Annotated in this window: 12 protein-coding genes and 1 pseudogene; 6 read left to right on the top strand and 7 right to left on the bottom strand. The window is 71.3% G+C overall.

Annotation, left to right across the window (positions count from 1 at the left end):
- Window positions 1-45: 45 nt before the first annotated feature.
- A pseudogene (gene mltG / locus ACSYGO_RS09055) lies at window positions 46-897 on the top strand (endolytic transglycosylase MltG); the annotation flags it as partial.
- A 325-nt stretch (window positions 898-1,222) separates the two neighbouring features.
- Here the strand turns inward: mltG and ACSYGO_RS09050 are convergent.
- Window positions 1,223-2,296: an NAD(P)-binding domain-containing protein gene (locus ACSYGO_RS09050; RefSeq protein WP_432186838.1), complete on the bottom strand. Its 1,074-nt coding sequence runs from the start codon at window positions 2,294-2,296 to the stop codon at window positions 1,223-1,225.
- A gap of 221 nt (window positions 2,297-2,517) precedes the next feature.
- Between ACSYGO_RS09050 and ACSYGO_RS09045 the strand changes: the two genes are divergently transcribed.
- The 3 genes from ACSYGO_RS09045 to ACSYGO_RS09035 all read left to right on the top strand — a co-directional run bounded on the left by ACSYGO_RS09045 (window position 2,518) and on the right by ACSYGO_RS09035 (window position 5,227).
- Complete coding sequence (locus ACSYGO_RS09045; protein ID WP_426678597.1) at window positions 2,518-2,940, top strand: YjbQ family protein; 423 nt, start codon at window positions 2,518-2,520, stop codon at window positions 2,938-2,940.
- A gap of 411 nt (window positions 2,941-3,351) precedes the next feature.
- Complete coding sequence (locus ACSYGO_RS09040; RefSeq protein WP_028800280.1) at window positions 3,352-3,555, top strand: cold-shock protein; 204 nt, start codon at window positions 3,352-3,354, stop codon at window positions 3,553-3,555.
- Between the two features lie 172 nt (window positions 3,556-3,727).
- Entirely contained in the window at window positions 3,728-5,227 is a 1,500-nt protein-coding gene (locus tag ACSYGO_RS09035) for a DEAD/DEAH box helicase (RefSeq protein ID WP_460386432.1), read from the top strand.
- Between the two features lie 105 nt (window positions 5,228-5,332).
- Here the strand turns inward: ACSYGO_RS09035 and ACSYGO_RS09030 are convergent, their stop codons facing one another.
- From ACSYGO_RS09030 to ACSYGO_RS09010, 5 genes are all read right to left on the bottom strand, one after another.
- Entirely contained in the window at window positions 5,333-6,082 is a 750-nt protein-coding gene (locus ACSYGO_RS09030; RefSeq protein WP_460386431.1) for a class I SAM-dependent DNA methyltransferase, read from the bottom strand.
- Window positions 6,083-6,247: 165 nt separating this feature from the next.
- Window positions 6,248-7,435, bottom strand: a complete 1,188-nt coding sequence (locus tag ACSYGO_RS09025; protein ID WP_460386430.1) for a cytochrome P450 — start codon at window positions 7,433-7,435, stop codon at window positions 6,248-6,250.
- Window positions 7,436-7,587: 152 nt separating this feature from the next.
- The gene (locus ACSYGO_RS09020; protein ID WP_460389693.1) at window positions 7,588-11,676 is read right to left on the bottom strand and encodes a molybdopterin-dependent oxidoreductase; all 4,089 of its coding nucleotides are present in this window, start codon (window positions 11,674-11,676) and stop codon (window positions 7,588-7,590) included.
- A 212-nt stretch (window positions 11,677-11,888) separates the two neighbouring features.
- Window positions 11,889-14,072, bottom strand: coding sequence for a SpoIIE family protein phosphatase (locus ACSYGO_RS09015; RefSeq protein ID WP_460386429.1), 2,184 nt, complete (start codon window positions 14,070-14,072; stop codon window positions 11,889-11,891).
- Window positions 14,073-14,136: 64 nt separating this feature from the next.
- Window positions 14,137-14,817: a class I SAM-dependent DNA methyltransferase gene (locus tag ACSYGO_RS09010; RefSeq protein ID WP_460386428.1), complete on the bottom strand. Its 681-nt coding sequence runs from the start codon at window positions 14,815-14,817 to the stop codon at window positions 14,137-14,139.
- 291 nt (window positions 14,818-15,108) lie between these two features.
- Between ACSYGO_RS09010 and ACSYGO_RS09005 the strand changes: the two genes are divergently transcribed.
- Together ACSYGO_RS09005 and ACSYGO_RS09000 are read left to right on the top strand one after the other, a co-directional pair.
- The gene (locus tag ACSYGO_RS09005; protein ID WP_426678827.1) at window positions 15,109-16,074 is read left to right on the top strand and encodes an aldo/keto reductase; all 966 of its coding nucleotides are present in this window, start codon (window positions 15,109-15,111) and stop codon (window positions 16,072-16,074) included.
- A gap of 148 nt (window positions 16,075-16,222) precedes the next feature.
- Window positions 16,223-16,852 carry a dihydrofolate reductase family protein gene (locus ACSYGO_RS09000; protein ID WP_426678591.1) on the top strand — a complete coding sequence of 210 codons (630 nt, stop codon included), beginning with the start codon at window positions 16,223-16,225 and terminating at the stop codon, window positions 16,850-16,852.
- Window positions 16,853-17,078: 226 nt separating this feature from the next.
- Here ACSYGO_RS09000 and ACSYGO_RS08995 read toward each other — a convergent pair whose 3' ends face one another.
- Window positions 17,079-17,765, bottom strand: a complete 687-nt coding sequence (locus ACSYGO_RS08995) for a TetR/AcrR family transcriptional regulator (protein WP_432172383.1) — start codon at window positions 17,763-17,765, stop codon at window positions 17,079-17,081.
- Window positions 17,766-18,046: the final 281 nt, after the last annotated feature.

The raw sequence follows: 18,046 nt of genomic DNA, 5'->3' as shown, positions 1-18,046 counted from the left end.
GAAGATATGCCGGGTTTGCGGTGATCTGCGGGTTACCGTGCCCGCATGGAGACGAACACTCCGCCACGGAGCACGATCCGACTGACGCGCCGGGGCCGGGCCGCCCTCATCGCGACGGGAGCCGTCGTGGCGGCCACCGCCGTGGCGGTGCCGCTGCTGACCCTGGGGGCAGGCGGTCACGAGAAGCCGAGGACCCTCGTCATCCCGGAGGGCTGGCGTGCCGGCCAGGTCTACGAGGCCGTCGACAAGGCCCTCAAGGTGCCCTCCGGCACGACCAGGAAGGCCCTCGGGAAGGCCAAGCTCAAGCTGCCGAACGACGCCGAGGGCAACCCCGAGGGGTACCTGTTCCCGGCGACGTACCCGATCGGCGACAAGGCGACCCCGGAGTCGCTGCTGAAGTACATGGTCGACACGGCGAACCAGAAGTTCAACAAGGCGCCGGTCGCCGCCGGGGCGCAGCGCAACGCCATGAACCTCTACCAGGCCATCACCATCGCGAGCATCGTCCAGGCCGAGGCGGCGACCAAGGCGGACATGGGCAAGGTGGCCAGGGTCGTCTTCAACCGCCTGGAGCGCGGCATGCCGCTGCAGATGGACTCGACGATCAACTACGCGCTGAACCGGTCCACCCTGAACACCACGCAGAACGACACCGCGGTCGACAGTCCCTACAACTCCTACCAGCGCATGGGGCTGCCGCCCACGCCGATCGCCAACCCGGGCGAGGAGGCGATGCGCGCCACCATCAGTCCGCCCGCGGGCGACTGGCTGTACTTCGTGACCGTCAAGCCGGGCGACACACGCTTCACGGCGGACTACGAGGAACACCTGAAGAACGTCGCCGAGTTCAACGCCTATCGCAGGAGCGCGGCCCCCGCGTCCCCCGCCGCGCCCTCGGCGTCCTCCGGAGCCCCCGCGTCGCCGGCGGCCTCCGCGGGCGCATCACCCGGCACCTCCACGGGCGACTCCTCGGACACCTCTGCGGGTGACTCGGACGGTGCCTCCACGGGCGACTCCTCGGATACCTCTGCGGGTGACTCCGACGGTGCTTCTACAGGCGACTCCTCGGACGCCACTGCGGGCGACTCCTCGGATGTCTCCGAGGGTGCCTCCACGGGCGACTCCACGGGCGACTTCTCGGATGTCTCCGAGGGTGCCTCCACGGGCGACTCCTCCGAAGCAGCCGCGGCCACGCCCGCCGAGTGAGCCGTCCGGCGGGGCGTCAGGCGGCGACCGGCTCCTCCGCCAGCAGCCGCCTGATGTCCCGTACCGCGGCGCGCCCGGCACGGTTGGCGCCGATGGTGCTCGCCGAGGGCCCGTATCCGACGAGGTGGATCCGCGGGTCGGCGACGACGCGGGTCCCCTCGACGCGGATGCCGCCGCCCGGCTCGCGCAGCCGCAGCGGCGCCAGATGATCGATGGCGGCCCGGAAGCCCGTCGCCCACAGGATGACGTCGGCCTCCACGCGGCGGCCGTCGTCCCAGGCCACACCGTCGGGGGTGATCCGGTCGAACATCGGCTGCCGGTCCAGCACGCCGTCGGCCAGCGCCTGCCGGATCGCCTCGTTCAGGGGCAGTCCCGTCACCGAGACGACGCTCCGCGGCGGCAGCCCCCGGCGGACCCGCTCCTCCACGAGCGCGACGGCGGCCCGGCCGTACTCCTCCGTGAAGGGGCCTTCGCGGAACACCGGCGGCCGTCGCGTCACCCAGGTGGTGGCGGCCGCGTACGGGGCGATCTCCATCAAGTGCTGGGTGCCGGACGCGCCCCCGCCCACCACGATCACGCGCTTGCCGGCGAAAGCCTCCGGGCCGGGGTACTGCGCCGTGTGCAGCTGGCGCCCGCGGAACGTCTCCTGCCCCTGGTAGCGCGGCCAGAACGGCCGGTCCCAGGTGCCCGTCGCGTTGATGAGTGCCCGGGTCGCCCACACCCCGTCGTCGGTCTCGACGAGCAGCCGTCCGTCGGAGCCCTCCCGGACGGCCTTGACGTCGACCGGCCGCCGCACCCGCAGGTCGAAGGTCCGCTCGTAGGTCTCGAAGTACTCCGCGATGACCTCGGAGGACGGGCGTGCGGGGTCCGCGTCCGTCAGCTCCATACCGGGCAGCGAGTGCATCCCGTGCACCTTGCCGTACGTCAGTGACGGCCAGCGGAACTGCCAGGCGCCGCCCGGACGGGGGGCGTGGTCGAGGACCACGAAGTCCCGCTCGGGTTCGAAGCCTGTGCGCCGCAGATGAAAGGCGCTGGACAGGCCCGCCTGCCCGGCGCCGATCACCACCACGGCGACCTCACGCACACTCATCCCGGAATCGTTCACGCTTCCACCAACTCGGCCGGGGCCGTGGATCTTCCCGAAGGGTCCGCGGGAAGCGAGCGATCAGCGATCGGCCGGCAGTGCGGACGAGTCCCGAGTCCCGAGTCCCGAGTCACGCGCCGGACGGCCGGACGACCGGCCACCGAACCGGGCTCTGGCACGGAATCCGGCTCGGGCACGGAATCCGGATCATGGGCGAGGATTGAGCCATGTCCGAAGCCTTCAGCACCCGCGTCCTGAACGTCGCCACCGGTTCGTCCGAGATGGTCGTCGACCTCACTCACGCCTGCGAGGCGTTCCTGAGCGAGGTCTCGGCAGGCCGAGACGGCCTCCTGAATCTCTTCGTGCCGCACGCCACCGCCGGCATCGCGATCATCGAGACCGGTGCCGGCAGCGACGACGACCTCCTCGCCGCCCTGCACTCCCTGCTTCCCGCGGACGACCGCTGGCAGCACCGTCACGGCAGCCCCGGCCACGGCCGTGACCACGTCCTCCCGGCGATCGTCCCGCCCCACGCGACGCTGCCGGTCCTGGGCGGCAGGCTGGAGCTGGGGACCTGGCAGTCGGTGTGCCTGGTGGATACGAACAAGGACAATCCGAACCGGAACGTCCGCCTGTCGTTCCTGGGTTGAGACGGCGCGGTGCGACGACCGCGGGCCCGATGTCCGGCTGCCGGGCCGGCTCGTCCTCGTCGATCGTGACGGCCAGGTGGCCCTCACTGAAGAGGCGAGTTTTCCTGGATCGCACTTTGTGTAATTCGGAAATTAACCTTCCTCATTCGGTCGAGTTCACGTCGGTCGACCCGCCGGTGTGCTGCCGCCGGGCCGATGCCGTGCGGCATCGGTAAAAATGGGGCGGATGTGTGAACCGTGCTAAACTTGACCACAGTTGCAGTTGTGGTTCCCGAAACTTCAAGTGTCTTGGTGCCTGTATCGCGTCGGGCATTTCTTGTATCTCCGGAGCTTTCCGGACGGGGCGCATTGTGACAACGAAGGGGTTCGCGCACCGTGGGTCCCCGGGTACTGCCCCCAAGGAGATGTGACATGGCTACTGGCACCGTCAAGTGGTTCAACTCGGAAAAGGGTTTCGGCTTCATCGAGCAGGACGGTGGCGGTCCGGACGTGTTCGCCCACTACTCGAACATCGCCGCCCAGGGCTTCCGTGAGCTCCAGGAAGGCCAGCGGGTGAACTTCGACATCACGCAGGGCCAGAAGGGTCCGCAGGCGGAGAACATCACTCCCGCCTGACGTCCGAGCGGACGAGATGACTGGGGCCCCGCCTTGTGGCGGGGCCCCAGCTCAGTGCTTTTCGCATTCCGCTGGAATTATTCGATATTCATATTCGGCTCGTTCTTGCAATTTGTCCGGCTCGTTCTTGTCGGGAATTCCTCGATGCGTGCCCTGTTGAGGAAGGTTCTCCATGAGCCGTTCAGCCCGCACGAACGACCGTCTTCAGCCGCCTGGTCAGGGCCGCCCCGCTGCCGGCCCGGGCGACACCGAGCGCCGTTCCGCCCCACTGGAGGGGGAGTTGGAGCTGCCGGTCACCGTCACTCCGGCGCTCCCCGCCGCTGCGACCTTCGGTGAACTGGACATGCCCGTCGAGTTGCTGGAGACGCTCACCGGTCGCGGCCTGACCGAGCCGTTCCCGATCCAGGCCGCCACCTTGCCGGACGCCCTCGCGGGCCGCGACGTCCTGGGCCGTGGGCGCACCGGATCGGGCAAGACGCTCGCCTTCGGCCTGGCGCTCCTCGCGCGCACGGCCGGGCAGCGTGCGGAGCCGCGGAAGCCGCTGTCCCTGATCCTCGTCCCCACACGCGAGCTGGCCCAGCAGGTCACCGAGGCGCTCACCCCGTACGCCCGGTCGCTGAAGGTGCGGCTGGCCACGGTGGTCGGCGGCATGTCGATCGGCCGGCAGGCCGGGGCGCTGCGTGACGGGGCCGAGGTGGTCGTCGCGACGCCCGGCCGCCTCGCGGACCTCGTGGAACGCAAGGACTGCCGTCTGGACCGAGTGAAGATCACCGTCCTGGACGAGGCCGACCAGATGGCGGACATGGGCTTCATGCCGCAGGTCACCGAACTGCTCGACCAGGTACGTCCGGGCGGCCAGCGCATGCTGTTCTCGGCCACGCTGGACCGCGACGTCGACCTTCTGGTCCGCCGTTACCTCCATGACCCGGTGGTTCATTCGGTCGACCCGTCGGCGGGCGCGGTCAGCACGATGGAGCATCACGTACTGCAGGTGCACGGCGCCGACAAGTACGCCACCGCCACCGAGATCGCCGCCCGCGACGGGCGCGTGATCATGTTCCTGGACACCAAGCACGCGGTCGACCAGTTCACCAGGCACCTGCTGAGCAGTGGCGTGAAGGCCGCGGCGCTGCACGGCGGCAAGTCGCAGCCTCAGCGCACCCACACCCTGGCCCAGTTCAAGACCGGTGACGTCACGACGCTGGTGGCCACCAACGTCGCGGCCCGGGGCATCCACGTCGACGACCTCGATCTCGTCGTCAACGTCGATCCGCCCAGCGACCACAAGGACTACCTGCACCGTGGCGGCCGCACCGCCCGCGCCGGAGAGTCCGGCAGTGTCGTCACGCTGGTCCTGCCGGGCCAACGCCGGGACATGGCCCGTCTCCTGTCCGACGCGGGCATCAGGGCTCGGATCACGCAGGTCCGCTCCGGCGAGGCCGAGCTGAGCCGCATCACCGGCGCCCAGGCTCCCTCCGGTGTCCCCGTCGGCGGCAGCGCGCCGGTCGAGCGTCCGAAGCGCGGCGGTGCCCCCTTCCGGGGACTGGGCACCCGCCCGGGACGGGACGGCGGCGGTGGCGGTGGCGGTGGCGAGTCCCGCCGGTCCGCCGAGGCCCGCCGCATCGCCGAGGCCCGCAAGGCCGCCCGGGTCCGTCGCGGCTCGCGTGGCTGACGTCGCCGCTCCTGGTCCTGCGCTCCACCGTCTCCGCGAGTGCGTCGAGTTGCGGCAACGCGTACGCCTGGGTTCGACCGGCGGCTTCAGGAAGCAGTCACACCCTCACTCGGGATGAGCCGGCTTGCGCCACACGGAGATGTGCTTCGCGGAGTCCTGGTCGAACCGTGTCCCGTCCCAGTCCGCGACGCGTCGTTCCAGTTCGAGCCCCGCGATCCGTGCCATCAGGTCCAGCTCGGTCGGCCATGCGTACCGGTGCCGGGAGTTGTCGCGGCGGTAGCTGCCGTCGTCGCCGTCGCGGGTGAAGTGGTGCGAGACGAGGATCTGCTCGACCAGGTCGAACGTGTCGAAGCCGAGGTGCCGCTCGGAGACGTCGAACGGCACCGCGACCTGCCCGGGCGGCAGGAACCGTAGCGGCGGTACGCCCAGTTCGATGACGAACCGGCCGCCGGGAGCCAAGTGACGCGCGGCGTTGCGGAAGCACTCGACCTGCTCGTCCTGCGTGAGCAGGTTCGTGATGGTGTTGTAGACGAGATAGACCAGGGTGAACCGGCCGGGGACGACGGTTGTGGCCATGTCCCCGATGGCGACCGGAAGAGTGTGCTCGTCGATCTTGCGCCGCAGGACCGCCGCCATGTGCTCGGAGAGCTCGATGCCCACCACGGGCACGCCGCGTTCCCGGAGCGGGACGCCCACGCGTCCGGTCCCGATGGCGAACTCCAGTGCCCGGCCGTCGCCGGCGAGTTCGGCGAGGAAGGCGAGAGTCGGTCCGAGAACGGCGGCCGAGGACAGCTCGGCCTCCTCGGCGTCGTAGCGGTCGGCGGTCGCACGGGTCCATCGCTCACTGCTCGTCACGGGCGGCCACTGTGCCGGGCGCGGTGGGGTGTTGTCGAAGCATTTACGTTCCGCGACTGAAGGAACCGGGCGACAGCCGGTCGTCGTTCGGTGTTGCCGCACGTGATGGGGCCTGCTCCGGCGGCGTCGGCCCGAAGGCAGGGCAGGAGCGACCCGGGTGTCGAGTCAGCGCTGCGCGGGAACGTCCCAGCGGACGTGCAGAGCCGGAGGCTTACGGAAGACCAGGCCCCTGGGCGCGGTGGGCGAGGCCGGGTCGAGCCGCAGGCCGGGGAGGCGGTCGAGAAGCGCGAGGAGGCAGACGCGGGTCTCCAGTCGGGCGAGGTGGGCGCCCAGACAGAAGTGCGGACCGTGCGCGAAGGCCAGCTGGAGGCGGGAGTTGGCCCGTCGCAGGTCGAAGCTGTCGGGGTCCTCGAAGACCTCGGGGTCGCGGTTCGCGCCGGCGAGCGACACGACCACGAGATCACCGCGCCGCACGTCGGCCCCGCCGATCGTCACGTCGGCCGTGGCGTAGCGGTCCACGACGGCAGCGGCGGGTTCCAGGCGGAGCGATTCCTCGATCGCCGCGTCGACCAGGCCCGGATCGGCGTGCACGAGGGCGAGTTGACCGGGGTGTGCCAACAGGTGCAGTACGGCGTTGGCGATCATGCCCTCGGTGGTCTCGATACCGCCGAACATCAGCACGGCGGCGTTGGCGACCACCTCCGGCAGTTTCAGGCGTGCGCTTTCGGCCGCCGCGACCAGCACCGACGCATCGGTTCCCGCCGCGACCGTAGCCTCGACGCTTCCCCGCAACTGGTCGAACGCCGTCGCCCCGTCGGGATTCGCGGGCAGCCCGGCGGTGATGTCGGAGACCGCGCCCACGATGGCGTCGTACCAGGACAGCACCGCCTCGGCGTCCGCGTCGACCAGGCCCAGCGACTCGGCGACGACGGCGACGGCGAGCGGCCCGGCCACCGCCCGGCGCAGTTCTGCGCTGCCACGCGGCCGGATGCCTTCCACGAGCCGGGCGGCTTCCCGCTCCACGAACCCGGTGAACCGGTCGTGCACGTCGTGCGTGCGGAACGGGTCGGTGAAGGGGGCACGGTGCCGCTTGTGCTCGGCACCCTCCAGGGAGAGCATGCTCGGACCGACCACCTGGGCGGTGGAGAAGCGGGGGTCGTCCACCGTGAAGGTCGCCGCGTCCCGCATCACGCGCAGTGCGAGATCACGCCGGGTCACGAGCCAGCCTCCCAGCACGGGGACCCACGACACCGGTTCATGGGCGCGCAGCAGGGCCAGCCGGGGATGGGGATCGTCCTCCAGCTCCGTGAGCGTGGTCGCGGAGCCGAGCGGAAACCGGCGCGCTGTCACCATGGAAGTTGCCCTCTGTTCCCGTCCCTGGAATTCCGGCCGCCCCGGAGGCCACTGAGAGCCTATGCGTCTTCGGCGGTGAGTCGAGCGGGTCCCACATCGTGGGACCCCCTCCTCCGGCCGGTTGCGCCCCGCACGCCCACGTCACCGATGTGTCAGTACACGTCGCGCACATAGCGCTTGTCGGCGGCGAGTTGTTTGACGAAGGCCGCGGCGCCGTCCTCGTCGAGGCCGCCGTACAGGACGGCGATGTCGCGCAGCGCCCGGTCGACGTCCTTGGCCATCCGGGAGGCGTCGCCGCAGACGTAGAAGTGGGCGCCGTCCTGGAGCCAGGACCACAGCTGGGGCCCGTGTTCGCGCATGCGGTCCTGGACGTACACCTTGGTGCGCTGGTCGCGCGAGAACGCGGTGTCCAGCCGGGCGAGGGTGCCGGCGTCCAGGTGGGCGGTGAGCTCGTCCTCGTAGTAGTGGTCGCCGGCGCGGCGCTGTTCGCCGAAGAACAGCCAGTTGGGGGCCCGGTGGCCGAGTGCGCGACGCTCGTCGAGGAAGCCCATGAACGGTGCGACGCCGGTTCCGGGGCCCACCATCACCATCGGCGTGGCGGGGTCGGCGGGCGGCCTGAAGTGCGGGGACCGCTGGACGAAGACCGGCACGGGGCTGTCCGGCGCGGCGTCGGCGAGGAAGGGCGAGCACACGCCCTGCCGGGTGCGGCCGTGCAGATTCTCCCAGCGGACCACGGAGACCGTCAGCGAGACCAGGGCGGGATCGGTGAGCGGGCTGGACGAGATGGAGTACAGCCGCGGTTGCAGCCGCTTGAGCGTGTCGGCCCATTCCTGGGCACTGGCCCGTACGGCCAGGTCGGCGACGACGTCGACGGCCTGCCGGCCCCAGCACCACTTGGCGAGCTCGTCCTTGTTGTCGGGGCGCAGCAGCTTCTTCAGCTCGCGCGGATCGTGGACGCGTTCGCCGAGGAAACGCAGCATGTCGGTGGTGACGCGGGTGATGTCCAGGTGCTCGAGCAGGGCTTGACGGAACGTCGTCGCGCCGACGCCCGGCATCGTCACCTCGGAGTCCGCGGCGAGACCGGTGACGGCGAGCCACTCCGCCACCAGCTCCGGGTCGTTGACGGGGCGTACGCCGAGCGCGTCACCCGTCTCGTACGTCAGCGGTACGGCGCTGTCGCGGGTGTCGAAGGTGAAGCGCCGCACCTCCTTGCCCGACCCCGGGCCGCTGAGCAGCCGGTTGCCGACCAGACGTGCGGTGACCGGGGCGGGTTTCCGGGTGGTCGGCGGCGCCACCGGGGCGGCCGCCGGGGCCGGGGCGGCCTCGTCGGTCAGAGCGGTGAGGATCTGGTCCAGCCAGGCCGACGCGGAGGGCTCGTAGTCCGGCTCGCAGTCCGTGCGCGGTGCCAGACGTACCGCGCCGAGCTCGTCCAGCCGCTGGTCCAGCCGTCGGCCGTACCCGCAGAAGTCGTCGTAGGAGGAGTCGCCCAGGGCGAGGACGGCGTACGGCCGGCCCGCCAGGCTGGGGGTGTCGGACGAGGCCAGCAGGTCCCAGAACGAGGAGCCGTTGTCCGGAGCGTCCCCGTCGCCGAAGGTGCTGGTGATCAGCAGCAGACCGGCGGCGGGCGGGAGCGCGGAGAGGTCGACGTCGTCCATGGGGACCAGGCTGGCGCTGTGCCCGGCCGAGGAGAGCCGTTCGGTGGCGGCCGCCGCGAACTCCTCCGCGTTGCCGGTCTGCGACGCCCACAGCACGACGACCTCCCGTCCCGCCGACACGGACGCGGAGAGGACCGGGGAGGGCACGGCCGCCCTGGAGTACATCCCGGCCAGTACGCCGTTGACCCACAGCGCGTGCTCAGGACTGAACGGCGCCGTCGGCGGGAGTACCGGCACACCCGAGGTGCCCGCTTCGACACCGGCGAGGAAGCCGACGAGATAGTGGCGCTCGGTCTCGCTCAGCACGGGCGGCGGCGGGACGGGGGCCAGACCGAGGACGGCAGCCGCGGGGCCCGTGCCCGCCGTGCCCGGTGCGACCGGGGCCGCCACGGGAGGGCCGACGGCCATGGGCGGTGTCGCCCCACCCGCCCCGGGAGCCGGAGGAGCGGGCACGTGCGTCACCTCCGCACCCGGTCCCGGCCCGTCCGCTCGTGCGGCAGCCGGCGCGGTCACCTTCGCCAGCGACACCGCGCACACCTTGAACTCGGGCTGGAAGGACAGCGGGTCCACGGCGTCATTGGTCACGGCGTTGACGCTGAGGTACTCGCCGAACAGGTCGTTCCAGTGGAACGGGGCGAAGCAGTTCCCCGGCCGGACCCGGTCCGTCACCACCGCGGGCAGCACGGCCCGGCCGCGCCGCGAGGCGACCTCCACCGCGTCCCCGTCACGCACGTCCAGAGCCAGGGCGTCGTCCGGCTGCAGCTCCACGAACGGCCCCGGGTTCAGCTTGTTGAGCTTGGCGACCCTGCCCGTCTTCGTGAGGGTGTGCCACTGGTGCTGCACGCGCCCCGTGTTCAGCACGAACGGGTAGTCGTCGTCGGGCATCTCGGCCGGCGGCACGTGCGGGCGGGCGTGGAAGACACCACGGCCGCCGGCGGTCGGGAAGGACGGCCGCCCGTCGGCTCCCAGGTACCTGATCGGGTTGCGGTCCGGCCCGTCGGTCGCTGCCGCCGGCCACTGCACGGGGGTCGAGCGCAGCCTCTCGTAGGACACGCCCCGCAGGTCGTAGCCCGTCTTCGGGTTCCAGGCGCGCTTGATCTCCTCGAAGACCTCCTCCGCGCTGCCGTACGAGAAGCCCTCCTCGTAACCCATCTCGCGCGCGACGGCCGCGATGATGCGCCAGTCCGCCATCGCCTCGCCGGGCGGCTCCACCGCGGGCCGGGCGAGCGTGAGGTTGCGCTCGCTGTTGACCAGCACGCCCTCGGTCTCGGTCCACAGCGCACCGGGCAGGATCACGTCGGCGTACGCGTTGGTCTCGGTGTCGGCGAAGACGTCCTGGGTGACGACGAACTCGGCCGCCTCCAGCCCTTCGATGACGGTCTTGCGGTTGGCGACCGACGCGACCGGGTTCGTGCAGATGATCCAGCAGGCCTTGATGTGGCCGTCCGCCATCCTCCGGAACATGTCCACCGTGCCCCGGCCGGCCCCGTCCGCGCGGATCGAGCCGGACGGCAGCCCCCACAACTCCTCGGTGAACGCCCGCTCCTCGTCCACCAGGACCGAGCGCTGGCCCGGCAGACCGGGCCCCATGTAGCCCATCTCCCGGCCGCCCATGGCGTTGGGCTGCCCGGTCAGCGAGAACGGGCCGCTGCCCGGGCGGCAGATCGCCCCGGTGGCCAGGTGGAGGTTGATCAGGGCATTGGTGTTCCAGGTGCCGTGAGTGGACTGGTTCAGGCCCATCGTCCAGCAGCTCATCCACTCCCCGGCCTCACCGATCAGCCGGGCCGCCGCGCGCAGGTCCTCCTCGGCGATGCCGGTGATCTCGCTGACCGTGGCGGGCGGGTAGTCGGCGAGGAAGCGCGGCATCGCCTCCCAGCCCTCGGTGTGGGCGGCGACGAACTCCGTGTCGGTGTGGCCGTTCTCGTGCAGGAGGTGCAACAGGCCGTTCAGGAGTGCCAGGTCGGTTCCGGGCCTGAGCTGCAGGAACAGGTCGGCCTTGGCCGCGGTGGCGGTGCGCCGCGGGTCCACCACGATCACCTTGGCGCCCGCCTTCTTGACCCGCTCCATCATGCGCAGGAACAGGATGGGATGGCAGTCGGCCATGTTGGAGCCGATGACGAGGAAGACGTCCGCGTGGTCGAAGTCCTGGTACGAGCCGGGCGGGCCGTCCGCGCCGAGCGACAGCTTGTAGCCGGTGCCCGCGCCGGCCATGCACAGCCGCGAGTTCGACTCGATCTGGTTGGTCCGCACGAAACCCTTGGCCAGCTTGTTCGCCAGGTACTGCGCCTCCAGCCCCATCTGCCCGGAGACGTAGAAGGCGACCGCGTCCGGCCCGTGCTCGTCGACGACCGACCGCAGCCGACGGGCTGTCTCCTTGATCGCCGCGTGCACGCCCGTGGGCGCCGGCTCCTCCTCGCGGCGCTGCCGGACGAGAGCGGTGTCCAGCCGGCCCGGGGCGGCGAGCATCTCGGCCGTCGTGGCGCCCTTGGTGCACAGGCGGCCGAAGTTCGCGGGGTGCGCCTTGTCGCCGGACGCCTTGAGGACCGTACGCCGGCCGTCGGGTCCCATGCCGATGTCGAGCACCATCCCGCAGCCGACACCGCAGTACGAGCAGACCGTGCGCACCTGCGTCGCGGTCGTGGTCACGGGCGATCCCTCTCGTCACCGGATTCGTCCCGTCGACCGTACGAAATGCCCGTTACGCGGGTGTCACGCGAGCTGATCATCGGTGGTTACGTGCATCACACACCGGCGACCGGCGATCTGTGAGACCGGCTCCGTGCCCGCGTCCGGGACCGCTAATACCGCGGAGTCGACCGCTGGTCCCGCGACGGCTGCTGGTCCCGCGGGATCGGCTGCTCGAACCAGACGACCTTTCCGGTGCTCAGCCGCGTCGCGCCCCAGCGCCGCGCGAGCTGGCTGACGAGGAACAGGCCGCGGCCCCCCTCGTCGCCCGGTGCGGCATGCCGCATCCGGGGCACCTCGGGCGAGTCGTCGGTCACCTCGCAGCGCAGGACGTCGGTGCGCAGCAGCCGCAGCGAGATGGGGCGCGAGGCGAAGCGGACGGCGTTGGTGACGACTTCGCTGACCATGAGCTCGGTCGTGTCCAGCAGGGACTCCAGGCCCCAGCGGTGCAGGGCCCTGCGGGCCAGCCGGCGTGCCTGTCCCGCGGTTCTCGGCCGAGGGTCCAGGAACCAGTACGCGACGCTGTCCGGCGGGAATCCCTCGAACCGGGCGGCCAGCAGCGCGATGTCGTCGTCCCGGGCGGCCGGACCCAGACTGCCCACCACCTGGTCGCACAGCAGTTCCAGCGAGAGTGTGGGGCGTCCGTCGACGGTGGTCTCCAGCCGCCTGCGCAGCGCCTCGACACCGGTGCCCACATCCGTGTCGCGGGTCTCGACCAGGCCGTCGGTGTACAGCAGCAGGGTGGCCCCGGTGGGCGCGGGCATCTCCACGGACTCGAACAGGACGTCGCCGACGCCGATGGGAGGGCCCGGCGGAACGCGCAGGATCTCGGTCCGTCCGTCCGGGTGCAGCAGTACGGCGGGCGGGTGGCCCGCGTTCGCCATGAGCAGCCGGTGCGAGATCGGGTCGTAGATCGCGTAGAGGCACGTCGCGATGTGGTCGCTGCCCAGGCGTCGGGCCTGTTCGTCCAGGTGGTGCAGGACCTCGTCCGGGGGCAGGTCGAGCCCGGCGAGGGTCTGCACGGTGGTGCGCAGCTGGCCCATGATCGCTGCCGACGTCATGGAGTGGCCCATGACATCGCCGACGACCAGTGCGATCCGGTTGCCGGTGACCGGGATCGCGTCGTACCAGTCGCCGCCGACCTGGGCCGTCCGGGAGGCGGGCAGATAGCGACTGGCGAGCCGGACACCGGTGGGTTCGGGCAGCGACGACGGGAGCATGGTGCGCTGCAAGGTGTCCGCCACCGCGGCCTCGTGCCCGTACATCACGGCCTTCTGGACGCCGATCGCGGTGTGCGTCGCCAGTTGCGAGGCGACGAGCAGGTCGTCCTCGGTGAAGGCGGGGTGCTCGGGCCTGCGCAGCAGGACGACGGTGCCCATGACGTGATGGCGGCCGTACAGGGGAGCGATGATCAGCCTGCGTCCCGGTGGCAGAGTGCCCGGCTCACCCGTCACCGGGCCGAGCAGCTCGGCCACCGCGGCCCCGATGCCCGGGGCGTCGCCGAACGCCGGCCGGCCGGCGAGCAGCAGCTCCGCGAGACGCCCGGTGACCGTCACGTGCACCCGTTCGGCCACGTTCGCGTGCAGGGGGCGGACCGTCGGCGGTGACGGGGCGGGGCTTCCGGTGCCCGATGTCTCAGGGGCCCGGTCGACGCTGTGCAGCTGGAGGACGACGGGTGCGGCCGACTTCTCCTGTCCGACCGGCAGCGGATCGTGCAGATGGACGAAGATCGCGTCGGCGAAGGACGGAACGGCCGCCCGCCGTAATTCGAGCAGCGTCTCGTCCAGGTCCATCCCGCGGGCGATGCGCCGGGTCGCCACGTCGAGGTAGCGCAGCCGGTCGGTCTGCGGGCCGGCGCCGTCCGGGACCGCCTCGTGGGACGGGACGTCCGCGGGCGCGTGGCGCCGTGCCGCGGACCGGCGCTCACCGGTGACCGCGGACCGCTCCGCGCCGGAGGGCTGGGGGCGCTTTTCGTCGGGGGAGGAGGGGCGCGCCGTGTCGGAGGATGCCGGCCGCGTCCCGTCGGGGCCCGCTGAGCGTTCCGCGTCGGAGGCGAGGGGCCGGTTGTGGTCGGGGGATGCGGGGCGCTCCGCGTCGGAGGGCTGGGGTCGCGTTCCGTCGGACGAGTACGAGGACGAGTACGAGGACGAGGACGAGTACGAGGGGGAGGCGTGCTCCGTGCGCACCTGGCCCGGGGACGGCTCGGGCGTGCCGGGGCGCTCCGCCCGGGTCAGCGGGGTGCCGGACCGCCCGGGCGCATCGCCCGAGCCTTCGCGGGGTGTGTGCTGCTCCGTCACGCTTCTCGTTCCGTCCAGTGGGTGCCGCGGGGGTGTCGCGGTCCGCGGTGATGGATCGTCGTACTCAGTCCGCCCGACGGCAGCAGAGGAACACCTGTTCCTCGGGCGGGACGTCGGACACGGCCGGGGCGTAGGTGTAGGAGGACTCCTCGGTGATGTCGAAGCCCGCCGCCTCGATGACCTTGAGCAGGTCCTCCCGCAGGTAGCCGGAGACCCGGATCGTGTTGCCGAGGAAGGGGATCGAGAAGTCGTCCACGTCGGCCTCGACCATCGACAGGACGAACAGCCCGCCGGGAACCAGCAGATGGCGGATGGTCGCCAGTGCGAGGGGTATCTCCGCGCGCGGCAGCATGAGCAGGGAGAAGAAGGCCGCGACGGCGTCGAAGCGGCCGAGGTCCTGAGGGCCGCCCGGCCTCAGGTCGGCGATGTCCATCTGGTGGAACCTCGCTGCCGGCACATAGCCACGGGCCAGCTCGACCATCCCGCCGGACAGGTCGATGCCCACGACCTCGAACCCGGCGTCCGCCAGCTGGCGAGATGTCGGCACTCCGGTGCCGCAACCGAGGTCCAGGACCCGGGACCGGGCCGGCAACTGCTCGATCAGCCACTTGCCGGCGAAGAGCTGGCCGTCCTTGTGAGGGAATGCCTCGTCGTAGCGGTCGCCGATGGCGTCGAACGCCTCGGCCTGCCCGCTGCGGTCGAGCCAGATGCTCTCGTACGCGGTCCCATGGTCGCTGTTGGCCACGAAAGTAACCTTTCATCGGACATGTTGGATTATCCCACGATTAAGTCACGGGTGACCTTGCGCGGCCTGACCCCTGGAGGGCGCCGAGAGCCTCGGAGTCGACGTGACCGCCGCCGAGGAGCGCCGGAAGACGGGCACGCTCGCGCGCACCGCGGCCGACGCCCGCCCGTGGCGGACCCAAGTGAAACTCACCTGACCGAATCGCTCAACTCGCCTATGGTCAACGTGATTTCCGGCGGGGCGCGCGACCCGTCCGGGTCGCCGGCGGGGGTACTGACGTGGAGGATGATGGTGCGTTACCGAGAGCTCGGCCGCAGTGGGCTGTCCGTGTCCGAGATCGGCTTCGGAGCGTGGGGGATCGGTGAGTCCAGCTGGGTGGGAGCGTCGGAGGACGAGTCGGTACGTGCCCTGCACCGTGCCGTCGATCTGGGGGTCAACTTCGTCGACACCGCCCGCGGCTACGGCGAGAGCGAACGGATCGTCGGCCGGGTGGTACGTGAGCGCGGCGCCGACGAGGTTCTGGTCGCGACCAAGGTGCCTCCGAAGAACGGCACATGGCCGGCGCCCGACGGGCTGGACCCGGCCGAGACCTTCCCGGGCGCGCACATCCGCGACAGCCTGGAGACCAGTCTGCGGGTCGCCGGCCTCGACCACTACGACGTCCTGCAGTTCCACGTCTGGAGCGACGAATGGGTCGGCCGGGGGGATTGGCTGGAGACCGTCGCCCAGCTGAAGCAGGAGGGGAAGATCCGTCTGTTCGGCGTCTCCGTCAACGACCACGAGCCCGACAACGCCCTCGCGCTCGTGCGCAGCGGCGTGGTGGACAGCGTCCAGGTCATCTACAACGTCTTCGACCAGGCACCCGCGGACGCGCTGCTGCCGGCGTGCGCCGAGCACGGCGTCGGCGTCATCGTGCGGGTGGCGCTGGACGAGGGCGGCCTGACCGGCCGGATCACCGCCGGCACGACGTTCCCCGAGGGCGACTGGCGCAACCGCTACTTCCGCGGCGACCGTCCCGCCCAGGTCGAACGCCGGGTGGCCGCGATCGTGGCGGATCTCGGCATCGGACCCGACGAGATCGCCGAGACCGCGCTGCGGTTCGTCCTGAGCGCGCCCGCCGTCTCCACGGTCATCCCGGGGATGCGCAGTGTGCGCAACGTCGAACGCAACACCGCCCTGAGCGACGGGCGGGCCCTCACCGCCGACCGGCTCGCCGCGCTGGCCGGGCACCGCTGGCAGCGCAACTTCTACTCCTGAGCGGAGCGCTTCCTTCCCTCGGGCCGGCGTGCCTTCACACCCCACCACGAGGTGGGTGCGGAAATTCTCGGGCGAGGGTGTCGATCCGCACGGGTCCCGTTCGACGCATGGGTGAGAGCGGGAATCCACCGACCCGAGGAGAACGGCCATGCCCAAGCTGCGCGTACACAACATCACGGTCTCGCTGGACGGCTACGCCGCAGGCCCCCGCCAGAGCCTCGAACACCCGCTCGGCGAGGGTGTCGAGGAGATGCACGACTGGATGTTCGCCGCGATGCGGGACCTCGCGGACGGCAAGACGGGACTCGACGTCGACTATGTCGCCCGCTCCGAGGAGAACATCGGAGCCACCATCATGGGACGCAACATGTTCGCACCCCACCGCGGCCCGTGGCAGGACGAGTCGTGGAAGGGCTGGTGGGGCGCCAACCCGCCGTACCACAACGACGTGTTCGTCCACACCCACCACCTTCGGCCCTCGGTCCCGATGGAGGGCGGCACCACGTTCCACTTCACGGACGAGTCCGTCGAGACGGTGCTGGCACGGGCGTTCGAGGCGGCGGCGGGCAAGGACGTGCGGATCGGCGGGGGAGCGGCGACCGTACAGCAGTACCTGCGGGCACGCCTGATCGACGAGCTGCATCTGGCCGTCTTCCCGAAGCTCCTCGGCAGCGGCGAGCGCCTGTTGGACAATCTGGGTGACGGGGTCGACGGCTACCGGGTCTCCGAGCTGGTGAGCTCGCCGGCCGTGACGCACGCCGTACTGGTACGTCGCTGAGGCGGCGCGACCGGGCCCGGCGTCCGCCGCCGGACACCCCCGACGGGCATCGGCGGCGGAAACCCGCCGGCCCGGTGACCTGGCGGGCGATGTCGGGCGCGGTCAGCCCGATCTCCGCCAGGACCTCCCCCCGCGAGGCGTGGTCGAGGAAGCGCGGCGGGATGTCGAAGTCGCGCAGCGGGTCGGTGGAGGCCGGTCGTGGTCGGCGGTCACGCCACCGGCCGGCTCATCCGTCGGTGGCGGTGGCCGACTGCCCCGGAGCCGAGTCCGGTGCGGAGGGGGCGGGTGCGGGCCGAGGTGGTGCGGGCGGCGCGGCCGGGCCGGGGGCGCCCGCGCGCAGGCCGTCCATGACCAGGTCGAGGAGACGCTCGGCGCGCGGCCGCCAGTCCCCGTGCGGGTCGATCTGCCACAGTCCCGCGATGGCGAGGATGAAGTCGTCGGGAGTCACCCCCGGGCGGATGGTGCCGGCCTCCTCGTTGGCCTTCAGCAGGAGCGTGACGGCCTCGGCCACGGGTCCGTGCCCCAGGCGCGTCAGGGTGCCGCGCGCCACGCTGGTGGCCGTCCGCAGCGCGTCGGCCAGGCCCGCCTTGGCCATCGCGTACTGGGCGAGGCGGTTCATCCACTCCCGCAGCGCCTGGTCCGGCGGGTGGGTTTCGAGGAGCTTGGCCGCCGCGTCGGCGACCTGCTGCACCTCGTAGCGGTAGACCTCCAGGACGAGGGCCTCGCGATTGGGGAAGTTGCGGTAGAAGGTCCCCTGCCCGACGCCCGCCTTCTTCGCGATCGCGCTCAGGGGAGCGTCCGCCGAGCGGGTCAGCTCGGCCAGGGCCACTTCGAGGATGCGCTCGCGATTCCGCTGCGCGTCCGAGCGCAGTGGCGTGCTCGAACGGGTCGGCGTGTCCTTCTCGGGGCGCACTCGTCCTCCTTCCGGGATGTCGGCCTTCCGGGATGCCGGCCGGACTCCGTCCGCGCCCCCGCCGGGGATCTCCCGGAACCTCGGCCGGACTCCCTCCGGAGTCATGGTGTGGCCGACCGTGGTCGTCGACCGGTCGACCTTGCTAAGCGGACACCTGTCCGCTAGCTTTTACAGGTAGCGGACAGGTGTCCGCTTGGAGCTCACTCTAGTGGCTGACCCGCTCCGTGTGGATGGCCGGAACCGATCGCCGAGAGGCATTCTGGCGCACCCGGCGGGATGAC

This window comes from Streptomyces krungchingensis (assembly GCF_054729265.1).
Note: the sequence above shows the minus strand (reverse complement) of the source record. Positions and strands in the feature narration are given on the sequence as shown.